The sequence below is a fragment of the Curvibacter lanceolatus ATCC 14669 genome (assembly GCF_000381265.1).
GTDB lineage: Bacteria > Pseudomonadota > Gammaproteobacteria > Burkholderiales > Burkholderiaceae_C > Curvibacter > Curvibacter lanceolatus.
Window position 1 is genome coordinate 331,419 of the sequence record NZ_KB906256.1, and the last position, 20,599, is coordinate 352,017.

The 20,599-nt window shown below is 65.9% G+C and carries 13 protein-coding genes; 11 read left to right on the forward strand and 2 right to left on the reverse strand.

The annotated features are described in order from the left end of the window. Nucleotides 1-2,313 carry a methyl-accepting chemotaxis protein gene (locus F624_RS33370; RefSeq protein ID WP_019574219.1) on the reverse strand — a complete coding sequence of 771 codons (2,313 nt, stop codon included), beginning with the start codon at nt 2,311-2,313 and terminating at the stop codon, nt 1-3. Nucleotides 2,314-2,618: 305 nt separating this feature from the next. Here F624_RS33370 and F624_RS0110300 point away from each other — a divergent pair, with 305 nt between their 5' ends. The 5 genes from F624_RS0110300 (at nt 2,619) to F624_RS0110320 (ending at nt 10,139) form a co-directional block, all read left to right on the forward strand. Continuing rightward, nucleotides 2,619-3,158, forward strand: coding sequence for a putative pterin-binding protein (locus F624_RS0110300; protein WP_019574220.1), 540 nt, complete (start codon nt 2,619-2,621; stop codon nt 3,156-3,158). Nucleotides 3,159-3,173: 15 nt separating this feature from the next. After that, nucleotides 3,174-6,074, forward strand: a complete 2,901-nt coding sequence (locus tag F624_RS0110305; protein WP_019574221.1) for an HD domain-containing phosphohydrolase — start codon at nt 3,174-3,176, stop codon at nt 6,072-6,074. Between the two features lie 102 nt (nt 6,075-6,176). Beyond that, a complete protein-coding gene (locus F624_RS0110310; protein ID WP_019574222.1) occupies nt 6,177-7,301 on the forward strand; it encodes a sensor histidine kinase in 1,125 nt (374 codons plus the stop codon). Further along, nucleotides 7,298-8,083: a response regulator transcription factor gene (locus tag F624_RS0110315; RefSeq protein WP_019574223.1), complete on the forward strand. Its 786-nt coding sequence runs from the start codon at nt 7,298-7,300 to the stop codon at nt 8,081-8,083. Before F624_RS0110310 ends, F624_RS0110315 begins: the two co-directional genes overlap by 4 nt. Before the next feature lie 292 nt (nt 8,084-8,375). Then, nucleotides 8,376-10,139, forward strand: coding sequence for a methyl-accepting chemotaxis protein (locus F624_RS0110320; protein WP_031254655.1), 1,764 nt, complete (start codon nt 8,376-8,378; stop codon nt 10,137-10,139). Between the two features lie 139 nt (nt 10,140-10,278). On the opposite strand, the gene F624_RS0110325 is transcribed toward F624_RS0110320, so the two are convergent. Further along, nucleotides 10,279-12,516 (reverse strand): NADP-dependent isocitrate dehydrogenase, encoded by a 2,238-nt coding sequence (locus tag F624_RS0110325; RefSeq protein WP_019574225.1) that lies wholly within the window; start codon nt 12,514-12,516, stop codon nt 10,279-10,281. Nucleotides 12,517-13,035: 519 nt separating this feature from the next. Between F624_RS0110325 and F624_RS0110330 the strand changes: the two genes are divergently transcribed. The 6 genes from F624_RS0110330 to F624_RS0110355 all read left to right on the forward strand — a co-directional run bounded on the left by F624_RS0110330 (nt 13,036) and on the right by F624_RS0110355 (nt 20,460). After that, nucleotides 13,036-14,187, forward strand: a complete 1,152-nt coding sequence (locus F624_RS0110330; protein ID WP_019574226.1) for an ABC transporter substrate-binding protein — start codon at nt 13,036-13,038, stop codon at nt 14,185-14,187. A 59-nt stretch (nt 14,188-14,246) separates the two neighbouring features. Then, nucleotides 14,247-15,122: a branched-chain amino acid ABC transporter permease gene (locus F624_RS0110335; RefSeq protein WP_019574227.1), complete on the forward strand. Its 876-nt coding sequence runs from the start codon at nt 14,247-14,249 to the stop codon at nt 15,120-15,122. Continuing rightward, entirely contained in the window at nt 15,119-16,117 is a 999-nt protein-coding gene (locus F624_RS0110340; RefSeq protein ID WP_019574228.1) for a branched-chain amino acid ABC transporter permease, read from the forward strand. The genes F624_RS0110335 and F624_RS0110340 overlap by 4 nt, the downstream gene beginning before the upstream one ends. A gap of 5 nt (nt 16,118-16,122) precedes the next feature. Then, entirely contained in the window at nt 16,123-16,869 is a 747-nt protein-coding gene (locus F624_RS0110345; RefSeq protein WP_019574229.1) for an ABC transporter ATP-binding protein, read from the forward strand. A gap of 2 nt (nt 16,870-16,871) precedes the next feature. Further along, nucleotides 16,872-17,633: an ABC transporter ATP-binding protein gene (locus tag F624_RS0110350; RefSeq protein WP_019574230.1), complete on the forward strand. Its 762-nt coding sequence runs from the start codon at nt 16,872-16,874 to the stop codon at nt 17,631-17,633. 220 nt (nt 17,634-17,853) lie between these two features. Then, nucleotides 17,854-20,460 (forward strand): chemotaxis protein CheW, encoded by a 2,607-nt coding sequence (locus F624_RS0110355; protein ID WP_019574231.1) that lies wholly within the window; start codon nt 17,854-17,856, stop codon nt 20,458-20,460. Nucleotides 20,461-20,599 lie beyond the last annotated feature (139 nt).

Sequence of the window (20,599 nt, forward strand, 5' to 3'; positions counted from 1 at the left end):
TCAGAAACCCAGGCGCTTGGCCGATGAGAGGGTGCTGACCACTTCGCTGGTGGCCTGCGCAAACGCGGTGCCAGGAGCCAGGGCGTCTTCGGCCTCGCGCATGCGGCGCTGGTTGATCAACTCGCCCACCTGACCCGCCACGCGGTGGAAGTGGGCGTGTCGCCCCACCAGGGCACTGAAGGTGGGGCGCTCGGCCAGTCGCTGGCCGTCGGCATAAATCCATTTGCCCAGGGCGCAGCAGTCATCGCGCGACAGCGTGGCGGTATCGACCTGGCTGCGCTCTTCAATCGCCTGGCGCAGCTTCACCTTCCACTGACGATGGGCGTCGATGATGGCGTCCACGTCCACGCCCTCGACCAGAGCCGCAGCCCGGTGGCCAGGCAGGCGGAACTCGTCCACCGTGGCCGCCATGGCCACCGCCACGCGGCGTTGCGAGCCGGCGGCTGCGGCCGTTTCTTCGACCAGTGCGGCGTTGGCCTGGGTGTTGCGGTCCAATTCCTGCACGGCCGCGCCGATCTGGGTCACGCCCAGGCTCTGCTCACGCGCGCCGTTGGCCACCTCGTCGAGCAGCGATTTCACGTTCTCGGCACTGGCCACGATCTCCTGCATGGTCTGGCCGGCCTGGCGCACCACGGCCGAGCCCGAGCTGACCTCTTCGCTGCTGCCGGCGATCAGGGTCTTGATCTCCTTGGCGGCCACCGCACTGCGCTGGGCCAGGCTGCGCACTTCGCCGGCCACCACGGCAAAGCCCCTGCCCTGCTCGCCAGCACGGGCCGCTTCCACAGCCGCGTTCAGCGCCAGGATGTTGGTCTGGAAGGCAATGCCATCGATCACACCGATGATGTCGCTGATTTTTTGCGACGAGGCCTGGATGCGCTCCATGGTCTGCACCACCGAGCCCATGACCTGGCCCCCGTGCTCGGCCGTGCTGGCGTTCTGCTGGGCGATCTCGGACGCCCGGCGCACCGATTCGGCCGTCATCTGAATGGTCGAGGTGGTCTGCTCCAGCGCCGCCGACGACTGCTCCAAAGCGGCCGCAGCTTGCTCGGTGCGGGCCGACAGGTCGGCCGTGCCCTGGGCGATCTCGGTGCTGGCCTGCACCACCTGGTCGCTGGCCTGCTGCACCTGGCGCACGGTGTCGGTGAGCGAGGTCTGCATGTGGCCCAGTTCCCGCATCAGGTCGGACACCTCGTCGCGCCCCTTGGTGTCGACCGTGGTGCGCAGATCGCCCATCGAGATGCTGAGCAGGAACTTGCGCAGCAGCTTGAAGCCGCCGGTCATCGAACGGTAGAAGCCCATGAAGAAATACAGGGCCACCAGCAGGCTCAGCACCGTGAGTGCCGCCGTCAGGCCCACGTGCAGGCGCAGCGCGCCCTCACGCTCGGCCAGCATGTCGTCGAGCACGGCCAGGTTCTGCCGCACCTGATCCGACTGGGCTTGCAAGGCCTCGGTGGCCAGCACGCGGAAGGCCTCGGCATCGCCCTGCACCTCGACCTGCCCCGGGGGGAAGCTGCTGCGCGCGGCGCCCTCCAGGCGCTGCAGCACGGCGGCGGCATCGGTCTTCAGGCGACCGGCGGCGGCCGGGGCCGCGGCACGCACCTTGTCGAGGTTGTCGGTGAGCAGCTGGCGCTCATGGGCCAACACACCCAGCAAGGCATGCAGCCTGGCGGCGGCTTCGGGCTTGAGCTGGCCGCTGGCCAGGGCGGCACGGCCCAGGCCACGCAGCTCGGCCGTGTCACGCAACAAGCCCGGGGGCTGCATCAGCGTGGCGCCCACCAGGTGGAACGAGGCCAGGTCAGAGTCCAGTGCCAGGCCCGATCCGTCGGTGACCTTGTCCTGCAATTGGCTGAGGGCAGCCGCCAATTTGTTCATGGCCGTGAAAACGGCCTCGGGCGTGCTGCTGGACTGGCTGGCCTCCTGGCTGGCCTCCAGCACCTGACGCAGGGCCGCACTGCTGCCCAGTCGCTCGCCGAGTTCGGTGTCCAGGGCCTGCAGCTTCTGCACGGCCTGCTGGTATTGCGCCTGGGCCTGGGCCAGTTCACCCCCGGCCTGGCCCGCGGCCGCATTGCGGGCCCGGTACCGCCAGACACTGGCGGCATCCACCACCGGGGCCAAGGCCTGGCTGTAACGCACGCCTTGCCGCTCGGTGGCAACAAAGTCCAGCTCGGCGTTCTTGGCGCTGCCGTAGGCGAGCAGCAGCCAGGCCACAGGCAGCAGGAAGGCCGCCGAAATCAAGGTCATCTTGGCCGGGAAACGCAGGCCACGCATCAAGGCGGCACCGGGCCGCCACAGGGAGGAATCGACAAAGCTCATGCGGGATCAGACAGGAGAGAGAGGGGGGTGAGGGTGAAGGGGCGCTGCAGGTGATGCCCTGCTTTTGTTGACACTTTGTCACAACACCCCCTCGGGTTTCCTGACATCCATCAAGAACAGCCGGGAAGCCCGTGCCGACGCTGCCCAGGGCTGGGCCTGGCTTGCAACCGCAAACACAAACGCGACCGCAACTGTCAAGTGGCCCGGTGATGCGCGCGACAGACAGCTGCGCAGCACGAAAGACACATCGGCAGGCAGGCGGCCATAATGTCCTGAAAGAACAATTCGTAACATGTGGGATTGAAATGGCACTCAAGTCCATGCGGCCCCCGGGCCGTCGCAGCGCCCTGCTCCGATTCGCTCTGCCCCTGGCATGGGCCCTGCTGGGGCGCAGCGCCGCCGCCGGCAAGCTGCCCGAGCCCACAGGGGCTGTGCTGCTGACCCTGTCGGGCCGGGTCGGTCAAGCCAATCAGGGCGCTCAGGCCGTGTTCGACCTGGCCATGCTGAGTGCGCTTGCGCAGCGCCGTTTCAGCGTCAAGACACCGTGGGATCCGCGGCCGGTCTCGTTCGAGGGCCCGCTGCTGCGCGAGGTGCTCCAAGCCGCCGAGGCCCGCGGCACCCGCCTGACCCTGGTGGCCGTGAACGACTACAAGGTGGAGGTCCCGATGGACGACCTGGAGCACTGGGACGTGGTGCTGGCCCTCAAGATGAACGGCCAGGCCATTCCGACGCGCACCAAAGGCCCGCTGTTCGTGGTCTACCCCTTCGACCAGGCCCAGGGCACTTTGCTGGACCAGTTCCGCGACCGCTCCATCTGGCAGTTGGTGTCGATCCGGATCGACTGAGCACCAGGACCCCCCATGAGCGCCAACGCCAGCACCCTCCGCACACCGGGGCAGCCTGAAACAGGCCGTGGCTTTTCGCTCCGGGTCTCGATCGCCACCGTGGTGGTGTTCTCCATGCTGCTGGTGGCCGTGGTGGTGATCGGCACCGGCTGGGTCGGCGCCCGGTCCAACGCGATCTTCACCGCGACACGCATGGCCACGGACGCGGGCAAATTGGTGGGTGAGCGGGCCAAGGGCCTGCTGGAGCCGGCCAAATCCACGCTGCGCCAGCTGACCTTCGACCCCATCACCACCGCACGCACGCTCGACGAACGCCTGGAGCGCATCTACGTGCTGTCGGAAGAGTTGGTGGCCAACCCGCTGCTGTCCTCGGTCTACGTGGGCTATGAGGATGGCGCGTTCTTGCTGGTCCGCCCGCTGGACCAGCCGGCCCAGCGCAAGCTGTTTGCCGCCCCGCCCAAATCGAACTTCATGGCCCAGTCGCGTGCGCGCGACCGCCAGGGCCGATGGCAGGGCGAGTACCTGTTTTTTGACACGGCGCGTCGGCTGCTGGAGCGCCGGGCCATGCCGGACTACCGCTTTGACCCGCGCACCCGCCCCTGGTACCAGGAGGCCCAGGCCACGGGGCAGCCCTCGCTGTCCGAGCCCTATGCCTACTTCACGACGCAGGAGCTGGGAGTCACCCTGAGCCAAATGAGCCTTTCGGGGCAGGCCGTGGTCGGTCTCGATGTGGTGCTGGACCAGCTCAGCCGGTCGCTGGCCGATCTGCGCGTGACGCCCCATGCGCGGATCGCGCTGATCAATGCCCGCCAGGAAGTGCTGGCCGACCCCGACCACCCCCAGGCCGGGCTGGCTGGGCAGGGCACCCTGCGGTTTCGCCGGGTGCAGGAACTGGGCGAGGCCGGGCTGAGCGCATTGGCCGAACAGGCCACCCAGCCAGCCCCCCAGGCCGGCCTGGGCCAAGCCCGCGTACTGCAGGTACAGGGGCAGGAGGTGCTGGGCCTGGTGCTGCCCTTTGAGATGTGGTCCGACCAGGGCATGCGCCTGCTGGTGACCGCACCGGTGGAGGAGGTGCTGGGCGACCTGAGCGCCAAACGGCTTCGCATCGTGCTGCTCGTTGTGGTGCTGGTGCTGGCCATGCTCGCCTTGAGCTGGCCCATGGCGGCGCGCATCGGCCATGGCATCGAGGGCCTCACCGCCAAGGCCCGTGAGGTGGCGCAGTTTCACTTCACACAGGGCGCCCTGCGCCCATCGGCTATCAAAGAGGTCAATGAACTGGCCGTGGCCATGCAGGGCATGAGCCAGACCATCGAGAGCTTTCTCAAGCTCAGCCACCAGATGGCCACAGAGCCCGAAGTCGAACACATGCTGGAGCAGGTGCTGCAGCAATTGGTGCAGGCCACGCGCAGCCAAGCCGGGGCGGTGTACCTGTGGGACGAAAGCGCAGGCTGCATGCAGCGCGCCGCAGTTCATGGCCAGCCGGCATCCACTTTCGAAGCCCGGTTGGCCGGGCCCGGCACCGCCGCCCCCGGGCCGGCCGGCGAACAGCGCAGCGAACTGCTGCTGCAGGGGCGCCAGGGCGACCGCCAGGGCCTGCTGGTGCTGCTGCACCAAGGCAACGATGGCCACGAAGGCCAGGCCTTTCAGCAATTTGTACAACAGCTCTCGGGCATGCTGGCCGTGTCGATCGAGACGCGTCAGCTGATCGACGCGCAGAAAAAACTGCTCGATGGCGTGATCCGCCTGATGGCTGACGCGATCGACGCCAAGAGCCCGTACACCGGGGGTCACTGCGAACGCGTGCCCGAGCTGGCCATCCAGATGATGGACCAGTTGCAGGCCGACACCACCGGGCCCTACGCGGGCTTTCGCCTGAACGAGCAGGAGCGCTACGCCTTTCAGCTGGGGGCCTGGCTGCACGACTGCGGCAAGGTCACCAGCCCGGAGCACATCGTCGACAAGGCCACCAAGCTGGAGCTGATCGGCAACCGCATCCATGAGGTGCGGCTGCGCTTCGAGCTGCTGTGGCGCGACGCCGAGATCGCCTGCTGGCAGGCCCTGGCCCAAGGGCAGCCCCCTGACGTTGCCCGGGCGGTGCTGGCCGAACGCCAGCACCGCTTGCAAGAGGACTTTGCCTTTGTCGCCGCCTGCAATCTGGGCAGCGAAACCCTGAGCGACGAGGCCATCGCCCGCCTGCATGCACTGGGGGCCCAGACCTGGCAGCGGCACTTTGATGACCGGTTGGGTTTGTCGGAAGAGGAGCTGACTCGCCTGCAGCACGCCCGCCCGGATGCCCCGGCCCTGCCCGCCAGCGAACCCCTGCTGGCCGATCGGCCCGAGCACTGCGTGCCCTGGGGTGAGCGGCGCCCGCCGGTGGAAAAAGGTGCTCCGGGCAATGTGTACGGTTTTGACATGCCCCTGCCCCTTTACAAGCAGAACATGGGCGAGCTGCACAACCTGTCGGTGCGCCGTGGCACCCTGACGGAAGAGGACCGCTTCCGCATCAACGAGCACATCGTGCAAACCTACACCATGCTCAAGACCCTGCCCTGGCCCCAGGCCCTGAGCCGGGTGCCCGAGCTGGCCGCCACCCACCACGAACGCCTGGACGGCCAGGGCTACCCGCGCCGCCTGAAGGCCGACCAGCTCGGCCTGCCCGAGCGGGTGATGGCGCTGGCCGATGTGTTCGAGGCCCTCACGGCGGCCGACCGCCCCTACAAGACGCCCAAGCCGCTGAGCGAAACGCTGGCCATCATGGCCCGCATGTGCCGGGAGCGGCACCTGGACACCGAACTGTTCCGATACTTTCTGCGCAACGCGCTGTGGCAGCGCCTGGCCCACAGCCACCTTCAGCCCGCACAGATCGATCACGTCGATCCGGCCTCGATCGAGGCCCTTCTGCCCCCCTGGACCTGACAGGGTTCGCGGCGACCAGCGCCATGCCCAAACGGGGTGCGCAGTGCGAAAATGGCAGTTCGTAAAGCGAAAAATGCCTTTCGTCAAATACACTTGCTCAAAATGAACGTTCCAGCAGACGCCCTGCGGGTCATCGAATTCCTGATGCAGAAGACCCCCACCATGATCGCCTACTGGGATCAGGACTTGCGCTGCCGCTACGCCAACGGCGCCTACCGCACCTGGTTTGGCGTGGAACCCGAAAACATGATCGGCACGACCCTGATGGACCTGCTGGGGCCCGAGCTGTTCGCCTTGAATGAGCGCTTCGCCAGAGGCGCATTGGCCGGTGTGGAACAGACGTTCGAACGGGTCGTCCCTGGGCCGGACGGGGTGCGGCGCAACAGCCTGGCCAAGTACATGCCCGACATCCAGAACGGCGTGGTGCAAGGCTTTGTGGTGACGGTCACCGAGATCACCCAGCTCAAGCAACTCGAAGAGGCGCTGGCGCGTGAAACCGCGATGCGCAAGGACATCGAGCAGCGCGCCCAGGAACTGTCGGACCTGCTGGTCGAACGCAGCGAGATGCTCGATGTGCTGGCCCACGAGGTGCGCCAACCCCTGAACAATGCCTCGGCCGCCCTGCAAAGCGCTCAGGCGGTGCTGGTCACGATTGCCCCCAGCGGCCTGACCCAGCGGCTGGAGCGGGCCCAGTCCGTGCTGCAACAGGTGCGCAGCAGCATCGACAACACCTTGGCAGCGGCCTCGCTGCTGGCGGGCCCTGGAAAGATCAACCGCATCGACATGGACATCGACACCTTTGTCCATGTCTGCATCCAGGACCTCGGCGAGGCCGATCAGCTCCGGGTCCGGGTGGACCGGCAAACCGCCACCCGGACCGCCTCGATGGACCTGGGCCTGATGCGGCTCGCCCTGAGGAATCTGCTGCTCAACGCGGTGCGGCACAGTCCGCCCGACACACCCATCGTGGTGCGGCTGGCAGACTCCGACGACCCTCTTGCACTGCTGATCGATGTGATCGATCAGGGCACCGGATTTGATCCGCAGGTGTTGGCTCACCTGTTTGAACGCGGCGCCCAGGGCCGCCACAGCCACGGGGGACGAGGCCTGGGGTTGTACCTGGTCCACCGCATCCTTGAAATGCACGGCGGACAGACCAGCCTGCTGCAGCAATCGGCTGCCGGCTCGACGGTCCGCATGATCTTGCCCCCTCAGGAAGACGAATGAACATGCTCAGCGAAATCACCGACATCACGGACGCCCAAGTTCCCGCATCCCACGCCACACAGGCCTCCTCCGGCCAGGCGCCGGCTGCCACCCTGCCGACCACGCTGGCCCTGGTGGAAGACGATCTGGAGTACGCCGAATACCTGGCCCAATACCTCAACGAGCAGGGCGTGGACGTGCGCCGCTACGGCGACAGCAACGACCTGCTGGCAGACCGCACGCCCTATGACTATGGCTTTTACCTGCTCGACCTGACCCTGCCCGGGGTGGACGGGGTGGAGTTGATCCGCATCCTGCGCAAGCGCACCACGGCCGGCATCATCGTGGTCACGGGGCGGCGTGACACCGACGTGTTCGAGCGGGTGATGGAGGCCGGCGCCGACATGCACCTGAGCAAGCCGGTGCGCTTCGAACAGGTGACCATGGCCATCAAGGCCGTGCAACGCCGCAGCAGCCCCAACCCGGTCCAGAACCCGGGCCTGAGCTGGAAACTGGACACCTTGCAGGCTGAATTGCTGGCCCCCGATGGAACCCGCATCGGTCTGAGCGGCACCGACATGGCCGTCATGGAGTGCCTGCTGGAGGCCCAGGGTGCCGTGGTCAGCAAGAACACGCTCAACGAGCGCCTGGGGCGCCCGCTGACCGAAGGCCCCGACAACGGCCTCAACGCCACCATCTACCGCCTGCGCCGCCGCATCGAGCAGGCCACGCCGCTGCACGTGCCGCTGCACAGCCAAAGCCGCAAGGGCTACCAGTTCAGGGCACCCCTGGTTCGGGTTTGAGCTGCCGCCGTCGGCGTCTCCGGAGGGTTGCTTCGGTGGCTGTCTATTTTTGGAACAAATGCAACTCGAACGTCAGCAGATCGTCACAAAAAATCATTTTTTAACAATTGCCGTCTATCATGGGCGTTGAAAAGCCCATTGAGGGTCAGCGGCGAAGATCACCATGACCGACTCAACGACAGAGGCTTTCAGTTTCTGATTGCTGTCACACCTCAAGGGCATCATTGCCGGAGCGCTCCATTTGCGACCGGCACCATGAAAAGCGATTTGAGAACCCATTCCAGAGGTGTTGATGAATCTTTCACATTTGTCGGTTCGTGGCCAGCTGACTCTGGCCTTCGGGGGCTTGATCGCCCTGGTGCTGCTGATCGCAGGGCTGGCCATCCAGGCCCTGGGGGCGTCCAACGCCGAGTTCGAGACCTATGTGAACGGCGTCAACCGGCGGGCCAAGCTGGCCGAAGAGGTTCACAAGGCCGTGGCCGGGCGCGCCATCGCGGCACGCAACCTGGTGCTGGTGACCCAGAGCGCCGATCTGGAGGCTGAAAAGGCCCTGGCCCTTTCAGCCCACAAAGCCGTGGGTGAACACCTGGCGCGTCTGAAAGAACTGGTCAAGGCCGCCGATGTGCCGGCCCAGGCGCGCCAACTGGTGGCCGACATCGAACAGATCGAGCAGGCCTATGGCCCGGTGGCACTCGGCATCATCGATCTGGCCCTGAAGGGGCAACATGACGCGGCGGTGGCCAAGATGAACACCGAGTGCCGCCCTCTGCTGGCCCGCCTGCTGGCCAAGACCGAGGAGTACGCCCAGATCACCGAAAAGCGAGCCCAGGCCATGGTGGCTGAATCTGAGGCCCATTACGCACAGCAACGCACCTTGATGATCACAGCCAGTCTGGCCGCCCTGCTCGGGGCCGCACTCGCGGGCTGGCTGATCACCCGCCGGCTGACCCAGGCCCTGGGGGCCGAGCCGGCCGAACTGGGCGAAGCGGCCCAGCGCGTGGCCGACGGCGATCTGGCCACCCCGCTGGCCAAGCTGAGCCAAGCACCGGCGGGCAGCGTGCTGGCCTCGCTGGGCGCCATGCAGGCCAGCCTGGTGAACATCGTGCAACAGGTACGCTCCGCCTCCGAGTCGATCGCAGGCGGCGTGACCGAGATCGCCACCGGCAACACCGACCTGAGCCAGCGCACCGAAGAACAGGCCAGCGCACTGCAGCAGACGGCCGCCACCATGGACCAGTTCGGTGCCACCGTGCGGAACAACGCTGACAACGCGCAGCTGGCCAACCAGCTCGCAGCCAATGCCTCCAGCGTGGCCAGCCGCGGCGGTCAGGTGGTGTCGCAGGTGGTGGACACCATGAACGGCATCCACGACAGCTCGCGCAAGATCTCCGACATCATCGGCGTGATCGACGGCATTGCCTTCCAGACCAACATTCTGGCCTTGAACGCCGCCATCGAGGCCGCCCGTGCCGGGGAGCAAGGTCGTGGCTTTGCCGTGGTGGCTGGCGAGGTGCGCACGCTGGCCCAGCGCAGCGCCAGTGCGGCCAGAGAGATCAAGACCCTGATCGGCAACAGTTCCGATCAGGTGGCCCAAGGCGCCCACCTGGTGGAACAGGCCGGCAACACCATGACCGAGGTGGTGCAGGCGATCCAGCGCGTGAGCGACATCGTGGGCGAGATCAGCTCGGCCAGCGCCGAGCAGAGCTCGGGCATGGGCCAGATCAGCCAGGCCGTGAACCAGCTCGACCAGACCACCCAGCAAAACGCTGCCCTGGTGGAAGAAAGCGCTGCCGCGGCCCAAAGCCTGGAAAACCAGGCCGCCCAACTGGTCCAGACCGTGGCCATCTTCAAGCTGAACACGGCTCACGCCGCGGTGTCCAGCCCAGCGGCCAGCTCCCTGCGCAGCCAGCCTCAGCGGCCCCAGGCAGCCCGGCTGGCAACGAGCAGGCCCGCCACCACGCCCCGCCCCGCGTTGACAGCCGCCAAAAAGCCTTCATCGCCCGCCCCTGCACCGGCCAGCGCCAGCCAGGGCCAGGATGACTGGGAAAGCTTCTGAGACTTGGCGAGCCTCAAGGCCACACACCGGGGCCCTGAGGCCATCCAGGCCTTGAACCCCACATGAAAAAACCCACCGGGCGCAGCCAAGGCCGCATCCGGTGGGTTTTGACTTGGGGGCTACCCGCGTGGGGCTCGCGTCAGGCCTTGACGGTGCCCAGGGCTGCGTTCAGCGTGGCGCTGGGGCGCATCACGGCGTCGAGCTTGGCGAAGTCAGGCTTGTAGTAGCCACCGATGTCGACCGGCTTGCCTTGCACCGCAGCGAGTTCGGCGACGATGGTCTGCTCGTTGTCGGCCAGGGCCTTGGCCAGGGGCACGAACTTGGCCGCCAGGGCCGCGTCTTCGGTCTGAGCGGCCAGCTCCTGGGCCCAGTACAGGGCCAGGTAGAACTGGCTGCCACGGTTGTCCAGCTGACCAGTCTTGGGCGACGGGTTCTTGTTGTTGTCCAGCAGCTTGCCGGTGGCAGCATCCAGCGTCTTGGCCAGGATCTTGGCCTGGTTGTTGCCAGTCTTGATGCCCAGGTCTTCCAGACTCACGGCCAGGGCCAGGAACTCGCCCAGCGAATCCCAGCGCAGGTGGTTTTCTTCCACCAGTTGCTGCACGTGCTTCGGGGCCGAGCCGCCGGCACCGGTTTCGTACATGCCGCCGCCGGCCATCAAGGGCACGACCGACAGCATCTTGGCCGAGGTGCCCAGTTCCATGATGGGGAACAGGTCGGTCAGGTAGTCGCGCAGGATGTTGCCGGTGGCGCTGATGGTGTCCAGGCCGCGGATCACGCGCTCCAGGGTGTAACGCATGGCGCGCACCTGGCTCATGATCTGGATGTCCAGGCCGGTGGTGTCGTGCTCATGCAGGTACATCTTGACCTTGGTGATCAGTTGCGCCTCGTGCGGACGGTACGAGTCCAGCCAGAACACCACGGGCATGCCCGAGTTGCGGGCACGGGTGACGGCCAGCTTGACCCAGTCGCGGATGGCGGCATCCTTGACCTGGCACATGCGCCAGATGTCGCCGGCTTCCACGTTCTGGCTCAGCAGCACTTCGCCGGTGGCCAGGTCGGTGATGTTGGCCACGCCGTCTTCGGGGATTTCGAAGGTCTTGTCGTGCGAGCCGTATTCTTCGGCCTGCTGGGCCATCAGACCGACGTTGGGCACCGTGCCCATGGTCTTGGGGTCGAAGGCGCCGTGCCACTTGCAGAAGTTGATGATCTCCTGGTAGATGCGGGCAAAGGTCGACTCAGGCATCACGGCCTTGACGTCCTTCAGACGGCCATCGGCGCCCCACATCTTGCCGCCGTTGCGGATCATGGCGGGCATGGAGGCGTCCACGATCACGTCGTTGGGCGAGTGGAAGTTGGTGATGCCCTTGGCCGAGTCGACCATGGCCAGTTCTGGCCGGTGCTCGTGGCAGGCGTGCAGGTCGCGCTTGATCTCGTCCTGCTTGGATTGCGGCAGGGTGGCAATCTTGTCGTACAGGTTGGCCATGCCGTTGTTCACGTTCACGCCCAGTTCTTCGAACAACTTGGCGTGCTTCTCGAACGCGTCCTTGTAGAAGATCTTCACGCAGTGGCCGAACACGATGGGGTGCGAGACCTTCATCATGGTGGCCTTGACGTGCAGCGAGAACATCACGCCGGTCTTGTGGGCGTCTTCGATTTCCTTCTCGTAGAACTCGACCAGCGCCTTCTTGCTCATGAACATGCTGTCGATCACTTCGCGATCCAGCAGCGAGACCTTGGGCTTGAGGATGACGGTCTTGCCGCTCTTGGTCAGCAGTTCCATCTTCACGTCACGGGCGCGGTCCAGGGTGATGGACTTTTCGCCGTGGTAGAAGTCGCCAGCGTGCATGTGCGACACGTGGCTGCGCGAGGCCTGGCTCCATTCGGCCATGCTGTGCGGGTTCTTGCGGGCGTATTCCTTGACAGCCTTGGGGGCACGGCGGTCCGAGTTGCCTTCACGCAGCACCGGGTTCACGGCCGAACCCAGGCACTTGTTGTAGCGCAGGCGGATGGCCTTTTCTTCTTCAGTCTGCGGGTTTTCCGGGAAGTCGGGCAGCTTGTAGCCCTTGGACTGCAGTTCGCGGATGGCGGTCACCAGCTGGTTCTGCGACGCGCTGATGTTGGGCAGCTTGATGATGTTGGCGTCGGCCTGCAGGGTCTTCTTGCCCAGCTCGGCCAGGGTGTTGGTCACACGCTGGTCTTCAGACAGGAATTCAGGGAACTCACCCAGGATGCGATTGGCCACCGAGATGTCGCTGGTGACGACGTCCACGCCTGCCGGGGCCGTGAAGGTGCGGATGATCGGCAGGAAGGCACTGGTCGCCAGCAGCGGAGCTTCGTCGGTCAGGGTGTAGATGATGGTGGGTTGCTGGGTACTCATTGCAGATCTCAAGAAGTGGTGCTGGACAAACGCCACCGGCCCCGTCAAAGACTTGGCCAGTGGTCACTGAAGAATGCTCCCCGATTTTGCTTGCTAGGGTCTGACCTCTGGGCAATTTTTTGCAACGACATCTCACAATGCGAAATTTCATACCCAAAAGAACCGATTTTTTGCTTGTGCAGTGCAACAAACCTTCTCGCCAAGACCGTGATCCATGCCCCAACTGAAGGGCTTGCCCACCGAGCCGAACCGGCCCAACGCGCCCCACGCCCCCCACCCACCACCAGCGCCAGACACCGCCGCCACGCATCCATGACGCCAGCCCCGCCCACCCGGCATGGCCCGTAGATACCCGTGAAACGGCCCTCTTGCGCCCAAACCGCGCGTTTATCGCGCAACTCAAGGAATCCCCTGCTTCCGCCGTCCGGCGAGCCCTTCTAGGCTTGCGCCCACGTCCTTGGCCTGCGGGCACGCACCGGCCATCGACACGCCTTCAGAACCACACCATCGGAGACAGACATGAGCGCAAACATGACCCCCTACCGCATCGTCCAGAAAGCCACCCTGCTCGGCGCGCTGCTGAGCACCGCCGCCCTGGCCCAGGCCCAGGACAGCGTCAAGCTGGCCAACCTGGTCGAGCTGTCGGGCCCCGGCACCACCGCGGGCACGCTGTTCAAGAACGGCGTGGAACTGGCCATCAAGGAGATCAACGCCAGCGGCGGCATCCTGGGCAAGAAGATCAGCTACACCACCGAAGACACCCAGAGCAACCCCGGCGTGGCCAAGGGCCTGACCCAGAAGGCGGTCGACAACGAGGTGTTCGCCATCTTCGGCCCGGTGTATTCGGGCTCGATCATGGTGTCGATGGCCGAGAGCAAGCGCGGCGAGGTACCCAACTTCACCGGAGGCGAGGCCGCGGCCATCACGGCCCAGGGCAACCCCTATGTGTTCCGCACCTCGTTCGGCCAGAGCGTGTCGTTTCCGAAGCTGGTGCGCTATGTCAACACCAAGTCGCAGAAGCTGGCCCTGATCTATGTGAACAACGACTTCGGCAAGGGCGGGCGCGACAGCCTGATCAAGCTGCTGGAGGGCACGCCCACCAAGCTGGTGGCCGACATCTCCACCGACGCCGGCCAGGTCGACTTCTCGGCCGCGGTGCTCAAGGCCAAGCAAAGCGATGCCGATGCCGTGCTGATCTACACCAACGAAGAGGAGTCGGCCCGCGCCTTGCGCGAGCTGCGCAAGCAGGGCTGGAAGAAGCCCATGATCGGCGAGACCACGCTGACCGGCCAGAAGGTGATCGAGCTGGCTGGCGACGCGGCCAACGGCGCAGTGGCCCACGTGGGCCTGACCATCGATGCGCCGCAACTGAAGGCCTTCGGCGCCAAGTACAAGGCCGAGTACAAGTCAGAATCCGATCACAACGGCATCAAGGGCTACACCGGGGTCTACATCCTGAAGGCCGCCATCGAGAAGGTGGGCAAGCTCGACCGCAAGGCCGTGGCGGCCGCCCTGCGCGGCGGCTGCTTCAGCACCAAACAGCAGCCCAACATCCTGATGGACGTGTGCTTTGACGACAAGGGCGAGCTGGACCGCGAGAGCTTCCTGGTCGAGGTGAAGAACGGCAAGGCCGAAGTGGTTCAAACCCTGCCGCCGCTGCGCCAGAAGTGATTGCCGGGCCGGCCAGGCCCTGCGCCCTGGCCGGTGCTCTTGTCTTGTCTGGATCCCCGATGACCGACTTTCTCCAACTCTTTCTGAGTGGCCTGTCCACCGGCAGCATCTATGCGCTGGTGGCCCTGGGCTTCACGCTGCTGTGGCAGGCCTCCGGCACCATCAACTTCGCCCAGGGCGAGTTCGTGATGCTGCCCGCCTTCATGATGGTGGCCATGCTGCACGCCGGCCTGTCGCTATCCCTGGCCTTTGCGATCGCCATCGTGCTGTCGTGCCTGGTGCTGGGCTGGCTGTTCAAGCGCGGCCTGGTCGACCCCCTTTTCAAGTACGGGATGATGCCCATCGTGGTGGCCACGATCGGGCTGTCGATCGCGATGCGCAACGGCGTGCGGGCCGGCTACTCGGCCGAACCGCAGCCCTTCCCGCAGGTGTTCCCCGACGTGGTGTTCGACGTGCTGGGCGTGACGCTGTCGGGCAGCGACATCGGCACCTTTGTTTTCGCCATTGCCCTGGTGCTGGTGACGCAGGCCTTCCTGGCCAAGACCGTGACGGGGCGCGCCATGCAGGCCGTGGCCCAGAACACCGAAAGCGCGGCCGTGCTGGGCATCAACGTGCCGCGCATGATCTTCTACACCTTTGCCATCAACGCCGTGCTGGCCGCTGCGGCCGCGCTGCTGGTGACGCCCACCTACCTGGCCAAGTTCGACATGGGTGAGGGCCTGGGCAACAAGGCCTTCTTCGCCGCCATCATCGGCGGCTTCAACAACAGCCGCGGCGCCCTGCTGGGCGGGCTGATCGTGGGGGTGTGCGAGAACCTGGCTGCGGCCTACATCTCGCCGGCCTACAAGGACGCGGTGGCCCTGGTGATCTTCATGGTGGTGATCCTGTTCAAGCCCCAGGGCCTGCTGGGCCGCAAAGAGGAGCGCAAGGTATGAAGAAGGCGCATGTGATCTTCGGCATCGCGGCCCTGGCCGCCATGCTGGTGGTGCCCGGGTTTCTGAAGAACTATGGCATCCACCTGTTCACCACCTGGCTGGTGTTCATCATTGCCACCATGGGGCTGAACCTCACGGTGGGGTATGCGGGGCAGAAGTCGCTGGGCCACGCGGCCTTCTTCGGCATCGGGGCCTACACGGTGGCGATCCTGCTCAAGGCCGGCATCAGCTTCTGGATCGGCCTGCCTGCGGCCGCCCTGCTGTGCTTTGGGGTGGGCCTGCTGCTGGGCTTTCCGGCCCTGCGCGTGCAGACCATCTACCTGGCCTTTGCCACGCTGGGCTTCAACACCGCCCTCTGGCTGGTGATGCGCAACGAAGAGTGGCTGACCGGGGGCACCTTCGGCATCAACAACATCGCCCGCCCCGGCCTGTTCGGCTTCAGCCTGGACGGCAACCTGGCCTACTACTACCTGGTATTGGCCTTTGCCGTGGTGCTGGGGGCCTTGTTGTGGGGCCTGCTGCGCTCGCCGTGGGGCAAGGCCTTCACCGCCCTGCGCGACAACCCGATCCGGGCCGAGAGCCTGGGGGTGGACATCCGCAGCTACACGCTGATGAGCTTTGCCATCGGTGCGGTGTACGCCGGCATCGCCGGGGGGCTGTATGCCTCGCAGGTGCAGTTCATTGACCCGGCCACCTTCACCGTGGGGTCGTCCATCATGATGTACCTGATGGTGGTGGTCGGCGGCCCGGGCTACTTCTTCGGCCCCCTGCTGGGATCGGCGGTGGGCGTGATCCTGCCCGAGTGGCTGCGCTTTGCCCAGGCCTGGTACCTGTTCGTGTTCGGCGCGGCCGTGGTGCTGTTGATGATCTGGTTGCCCGATGGCCTGCTGAGCGTGCCCGAGCGCCTGCGCGCACGGCGCCAGTCGCGTGAAGAATCGGCCGCCCGTGCGGCACGCGCCGCCACCCCCACCCCCTCGAATGGAGGCCAGGCATGAACCCCATGAACCAGCCCTTGCTGCAAGTGAGAGGCCTGAAGAAGGCCTATGGTGCGATCCAGGCCGTGGGCGGCGTGTCGTTCGACGTGCGCCCCGGCGAGATCTTTGGCGTCATCGGGCCCAATGGCTCGGGCAAGACCACGCTGTTCAACAGCATGCTGGGCCAGATCACGCCCGACGAGGGGCAGATCCTGCTGCACGGCCAGGACGTGTCGCGCCTGGGCCCGCTGGCGCTGAACCGGCGCGGCGTGGGCCACACCTTCCAGACCCTGCAGGTGTTCGGCAAGATGAGCGTGCGCGACAACCTCATCGTGGCGGCCCAGGAGCACCGGGGCAGCCTGCTCGGCCGCATGTTCGCGCCCGGCGACTCCGGCCTGGGGGCGCGTGCCGACGCGCTGATCGACCAGTTCCACATCCGCCACGTGGCGCACAAAAAGGCCGGCGAACTGAGCTACGGTCAGCAGAAGCTGGTCGACATCGCCATGGCCTTCATGAGCGAGCCCGATCTGGTGCTGCTGGACGAGCCCTGTGCCGGGGTCAACCCCTCGCTGGTGGGCGGCATCAGCACCCTGCTCAAGCAACTCAACCAGAGCCGCCGCGGCAGCTTCGTGGTGATCGAACACAACATGGATTTCGTGATGGACCTGTGCCACCGCATCATGGTGATGGTGGAAGGCCAGGTGATGGCCATTGGCACACCGGCCGAGATCCGAGCCAACAAACAGGTGCTTGACGCCTACCTGGGGAGCTGAACATGGCCACCATGCCCAACGCAGAGGCCTGCATCACCTTCGACAAGGTGACCGCCGGCTACAAGGATTTCATGATCCTCAACCAGCTGTCCTTCCAGGCCCGGCGCGGCGCCATCACGCTGCTGATCGGCCCCAATGGAGCCGGCAAATCCACCGTGCTGAAAACCCTGTTCGGCCTGCTCAAGCCCCGCCAGGGCCAGATCCTGCTGAATGGCGACAGCATCGGCGGCGCCAGCCAGAAGGAGCTGCTGGCGCGCGGCATCGCCTTTGTGCCGCAGGGGCGCAACCTGTTCGGCCAGCTCAGCGTGTACGAGAACCTGGAGCTGGGGGGCATCACCCTGGGCATGAAGACCACCCACGAGCGCATCCCCGAGGTGCTGGAGTTCTTCCCCCGCGTGAAGGAGCGCCTGCACTCGCGTGCGGCCTCGCTGTCGGGCGGGGAACAAAAGCAATTGGAGATCGGCCGCGCCCTGCTGCTGCGCCCCAAGGTGATCCTGATCGACGAGCCCTCGATCGGCCTGTCGCCCATGGTGGTGCTGGACGTGTTCAAGCTGCTGCGCCGCCTGGCCGACCAGGGCACCACCGTGCTGATGGTCGAGCAGAACGTGAAAAGCGCCCTCGCCTACTCGGACGATGCGATCGCCCTCGAGTCGGGCCGCCTGGTGCTGCACCGGCCGGCCGCCGAGATCTTGAGCGACCCGCACATGGAGCGGCTGTTCCTGGGCGGGGCGCACACCACGACGCAGGCTGCCACGGCGGCCTGAGATTGGCCGCCTCGCGCAATGCACCAAACAAGGGCCTGACGCACCAAAAAGGAGAGGCAAGCACCATGACGGCACAACCCCACCAGTCGCCGCCAAAATTCGCACAAATATGACAAATACGGATTGACTTTCATCACGAAAATTGCCACACAACCGGGCGCGACGGGCATAAGTTTTGCATCCCCTTCAGAAGAGCGACTGATGCTCGAGAAGGATCATCATGCCAGCCAGCCCACTGACACCCGCCCAGACCGAAGTCTTCATGCCCCACATGCGCGACGTGGGGCGCTGCGAGCGCTCGTTGCAGGAGCTGAATCTGATGTGGCGCATCATCGAAGCCTCGGCCAAGATGAACTGCCCGCAAGAGGCCCGCGCCATCCTGCCCACCATGGCGGCCACGCGCAGCAGTTTTGCCAAGCTCGAGAAGGAACTGGTGCGCAGCCTGGTGCAGGAGAAGGTCAGCAACGTGCTGACCGAGATCGGCACCAAGGCCCAGTATGTGATCGACATCGTGGTGCGCAACCTGTACGAGCGCACGGCCGATGTGGGCTTTCTGGCCACCGACCGGGAGCTGTGCAGTTTCGTGGCGGGCCAGCACGACGAACGCGGCCGCATCTACCACCGGCTGTGCGAGTACCGCAGCAAGTACACGGTGTACGACGAGATCATCCTGTTGGACACGGCCGGCAATGTGCTGGTGCAGATCGACCCGGCCACGCCCCTGGAGCACAGCAGCGACCCCCTGATCCAGCAGACCCTGGACAGCGACGGCTTCATCGAGACCTTCCGCGCCAGCGACCTGCGCCCGGGCAAGCGCAAGGCCCTGATCTACTCGCGCCGCATGCACCACCCCGACACCGGCGCGGTCGTGGGCGTGCTGTGCCTGTGCTTTCATTTCGAGCACGAGATGCAGGGCATCTTCGCCTCGCATGGCGACCCGGCGCGGCGCAGCAACCTGCTGTTGCTCGACGCTTCGCACGAAGTGATTGCCAGTGCCGACCCGCTGTGGATGCCGGTGGGCGCCCAGGTGCCGGTGAACCTGGAACACGCGCCCCAGTTGCGCCTGTTCGGTGGGCGCGAGTACCTGGTGCGCACCTTCAGCGCCGAGGGCTACCAGGGCTACCCGGGCCCGGCAGGCTGGCTGGGCCAGGTGATGATCCCCCTGGACGTGGCGTTCGGCCACAGCGAGCGCGACCTCATGAACAGCCTGGACCCCGCCTTGCTCAACGGCTTGCTGTCGCACGCCGACACCTTCTGCCCACCGCTGCACGACATCATGATGGCCGCGCGCCACATCCAGCGCATCGTCTGGAACGGTCAGGTGATGACGGCCGGGCAGACCGGCGACCTGCTCAAGCTCAAGACCGTGCTCGATCAGATCAGCGAGACCGGTAACCGCAGCAACGAGTTGTTCGAACAATCCATCCACGACCTGTACCAGACCGTGCTGGCCTCGTCGCTGCAGGACGCCGAGTTCACCGCCCACCTGCTGGTCGACCTGCTGGACCGCAACCTCTACGAACGCTCGGACGACTGCCGCTGGTGGGCCCTGACGCCCGAACTGCGCCAGGGGCTGGCCCAGCCCGAGGCCGACACGCCCGAGCGCATCGCCGCCATCCTGGGCTACATCAACCAGCTCTACACCGTGTACACCCGGTTGGTGGTGTACGACCGCCAGGGGCGCATCATCGCGGCCACCGGTGAAGGCGGCGCCGAACTGGCGGGGCAATCCATCTCGCCCGAGGCCTTGTCCAAGGTGCTGACCCTGGGCAGCCCCCAGCACTACCACGTGAGCCCCTTCGAGGCTTCGCCTCTTTACGAAGGTGAGCCCACCTACATCTACCACGCGGCCATCCGCCACCCCGAGCACGAAGACCAGGTGGTGGGCGGCATCGGCATCGTGTTCGATTCGGGGCCCGAGCTGGTGAACATGCTGCGCAGCGGCCTGGGTGGGCGCGAGCAGATGCAAGCCCTGTTCGTAGACCGCCAGGGCCGGGTGCTGGCCAGCACCAGCGCCGAACACCCCATCGGATCACAGCTCGACCTGACGGCCGCCGCACTGGCACTGGGCCATGGCCAGCACCTGTCGCGCATCACCACCCACCAGGGCCAGTACGCGATCGAGGCCTGCTCGGTGTCGAGCGGCTACCGTGAGTTCAAGACCAGCGACGGCTACCGCGAAGACGTGATCGCCGTGGTGTACCGCCACTTCGGCGAGGTGCGCTCCTCACAGATGCAGGCCAGCACCCGGACGTACTTCATCGAGCACGATCCAGCCCAGACCGGTGGGCTGGAGTTCGCCACCTTCTTCAGCGATGGCAACCTGATGGCCCTGCCCGCCGAATGCGTGCAGGAGGCCGTGTCCTTTGCCGAGGTGCGCACCACCTCGATGGGCTTGCGCACCGCCCAGATCGGCATCCTGGGCCTGCGCGCCGACCAGGCACCGCAGGGCAAGGCCAGCTTCATCTGGGTGTTCGACCTGGGCGAGCTGATGCATGGCCGGCGCTCGCGCACCACGCCCACCAGCCAGGTGATGGTGCTGCGCCACCGCGACCAGGCCCTGGGCCTGCTGGTGGACGACCTGCACGCCGTGACCCAGTTCGACCCCGCCGACATCGAACCCAGCCCTCTGGCACTGCTGTCCGAATCCATGCTGACCACCGAGGTCATCAAGGCCAACCAGGGCCGCCTGCTGATCCAGGCCGTGAATGCACCCCGCCTGTTCGACTGGCTGATCGACGGGATCGAGCCGCCGGGGCTGGCCGCCGGACGATCGTCCCAGGAAGCCGAGCTCTCCGAGGATGCCCTGGAGGCACTGGCCGGCTGAAGGGCGCAGGCCCACATTGAACCGACCTCCTGGGCCAGCTTTGGTAACGCCATTTGGAAGGCCAGATGATCACCAGGCATCGGGGGCGGATGACTGTGCCCCTGCGTCCGCCCAAAGCGCGCCATCTGAACAAGCGCCC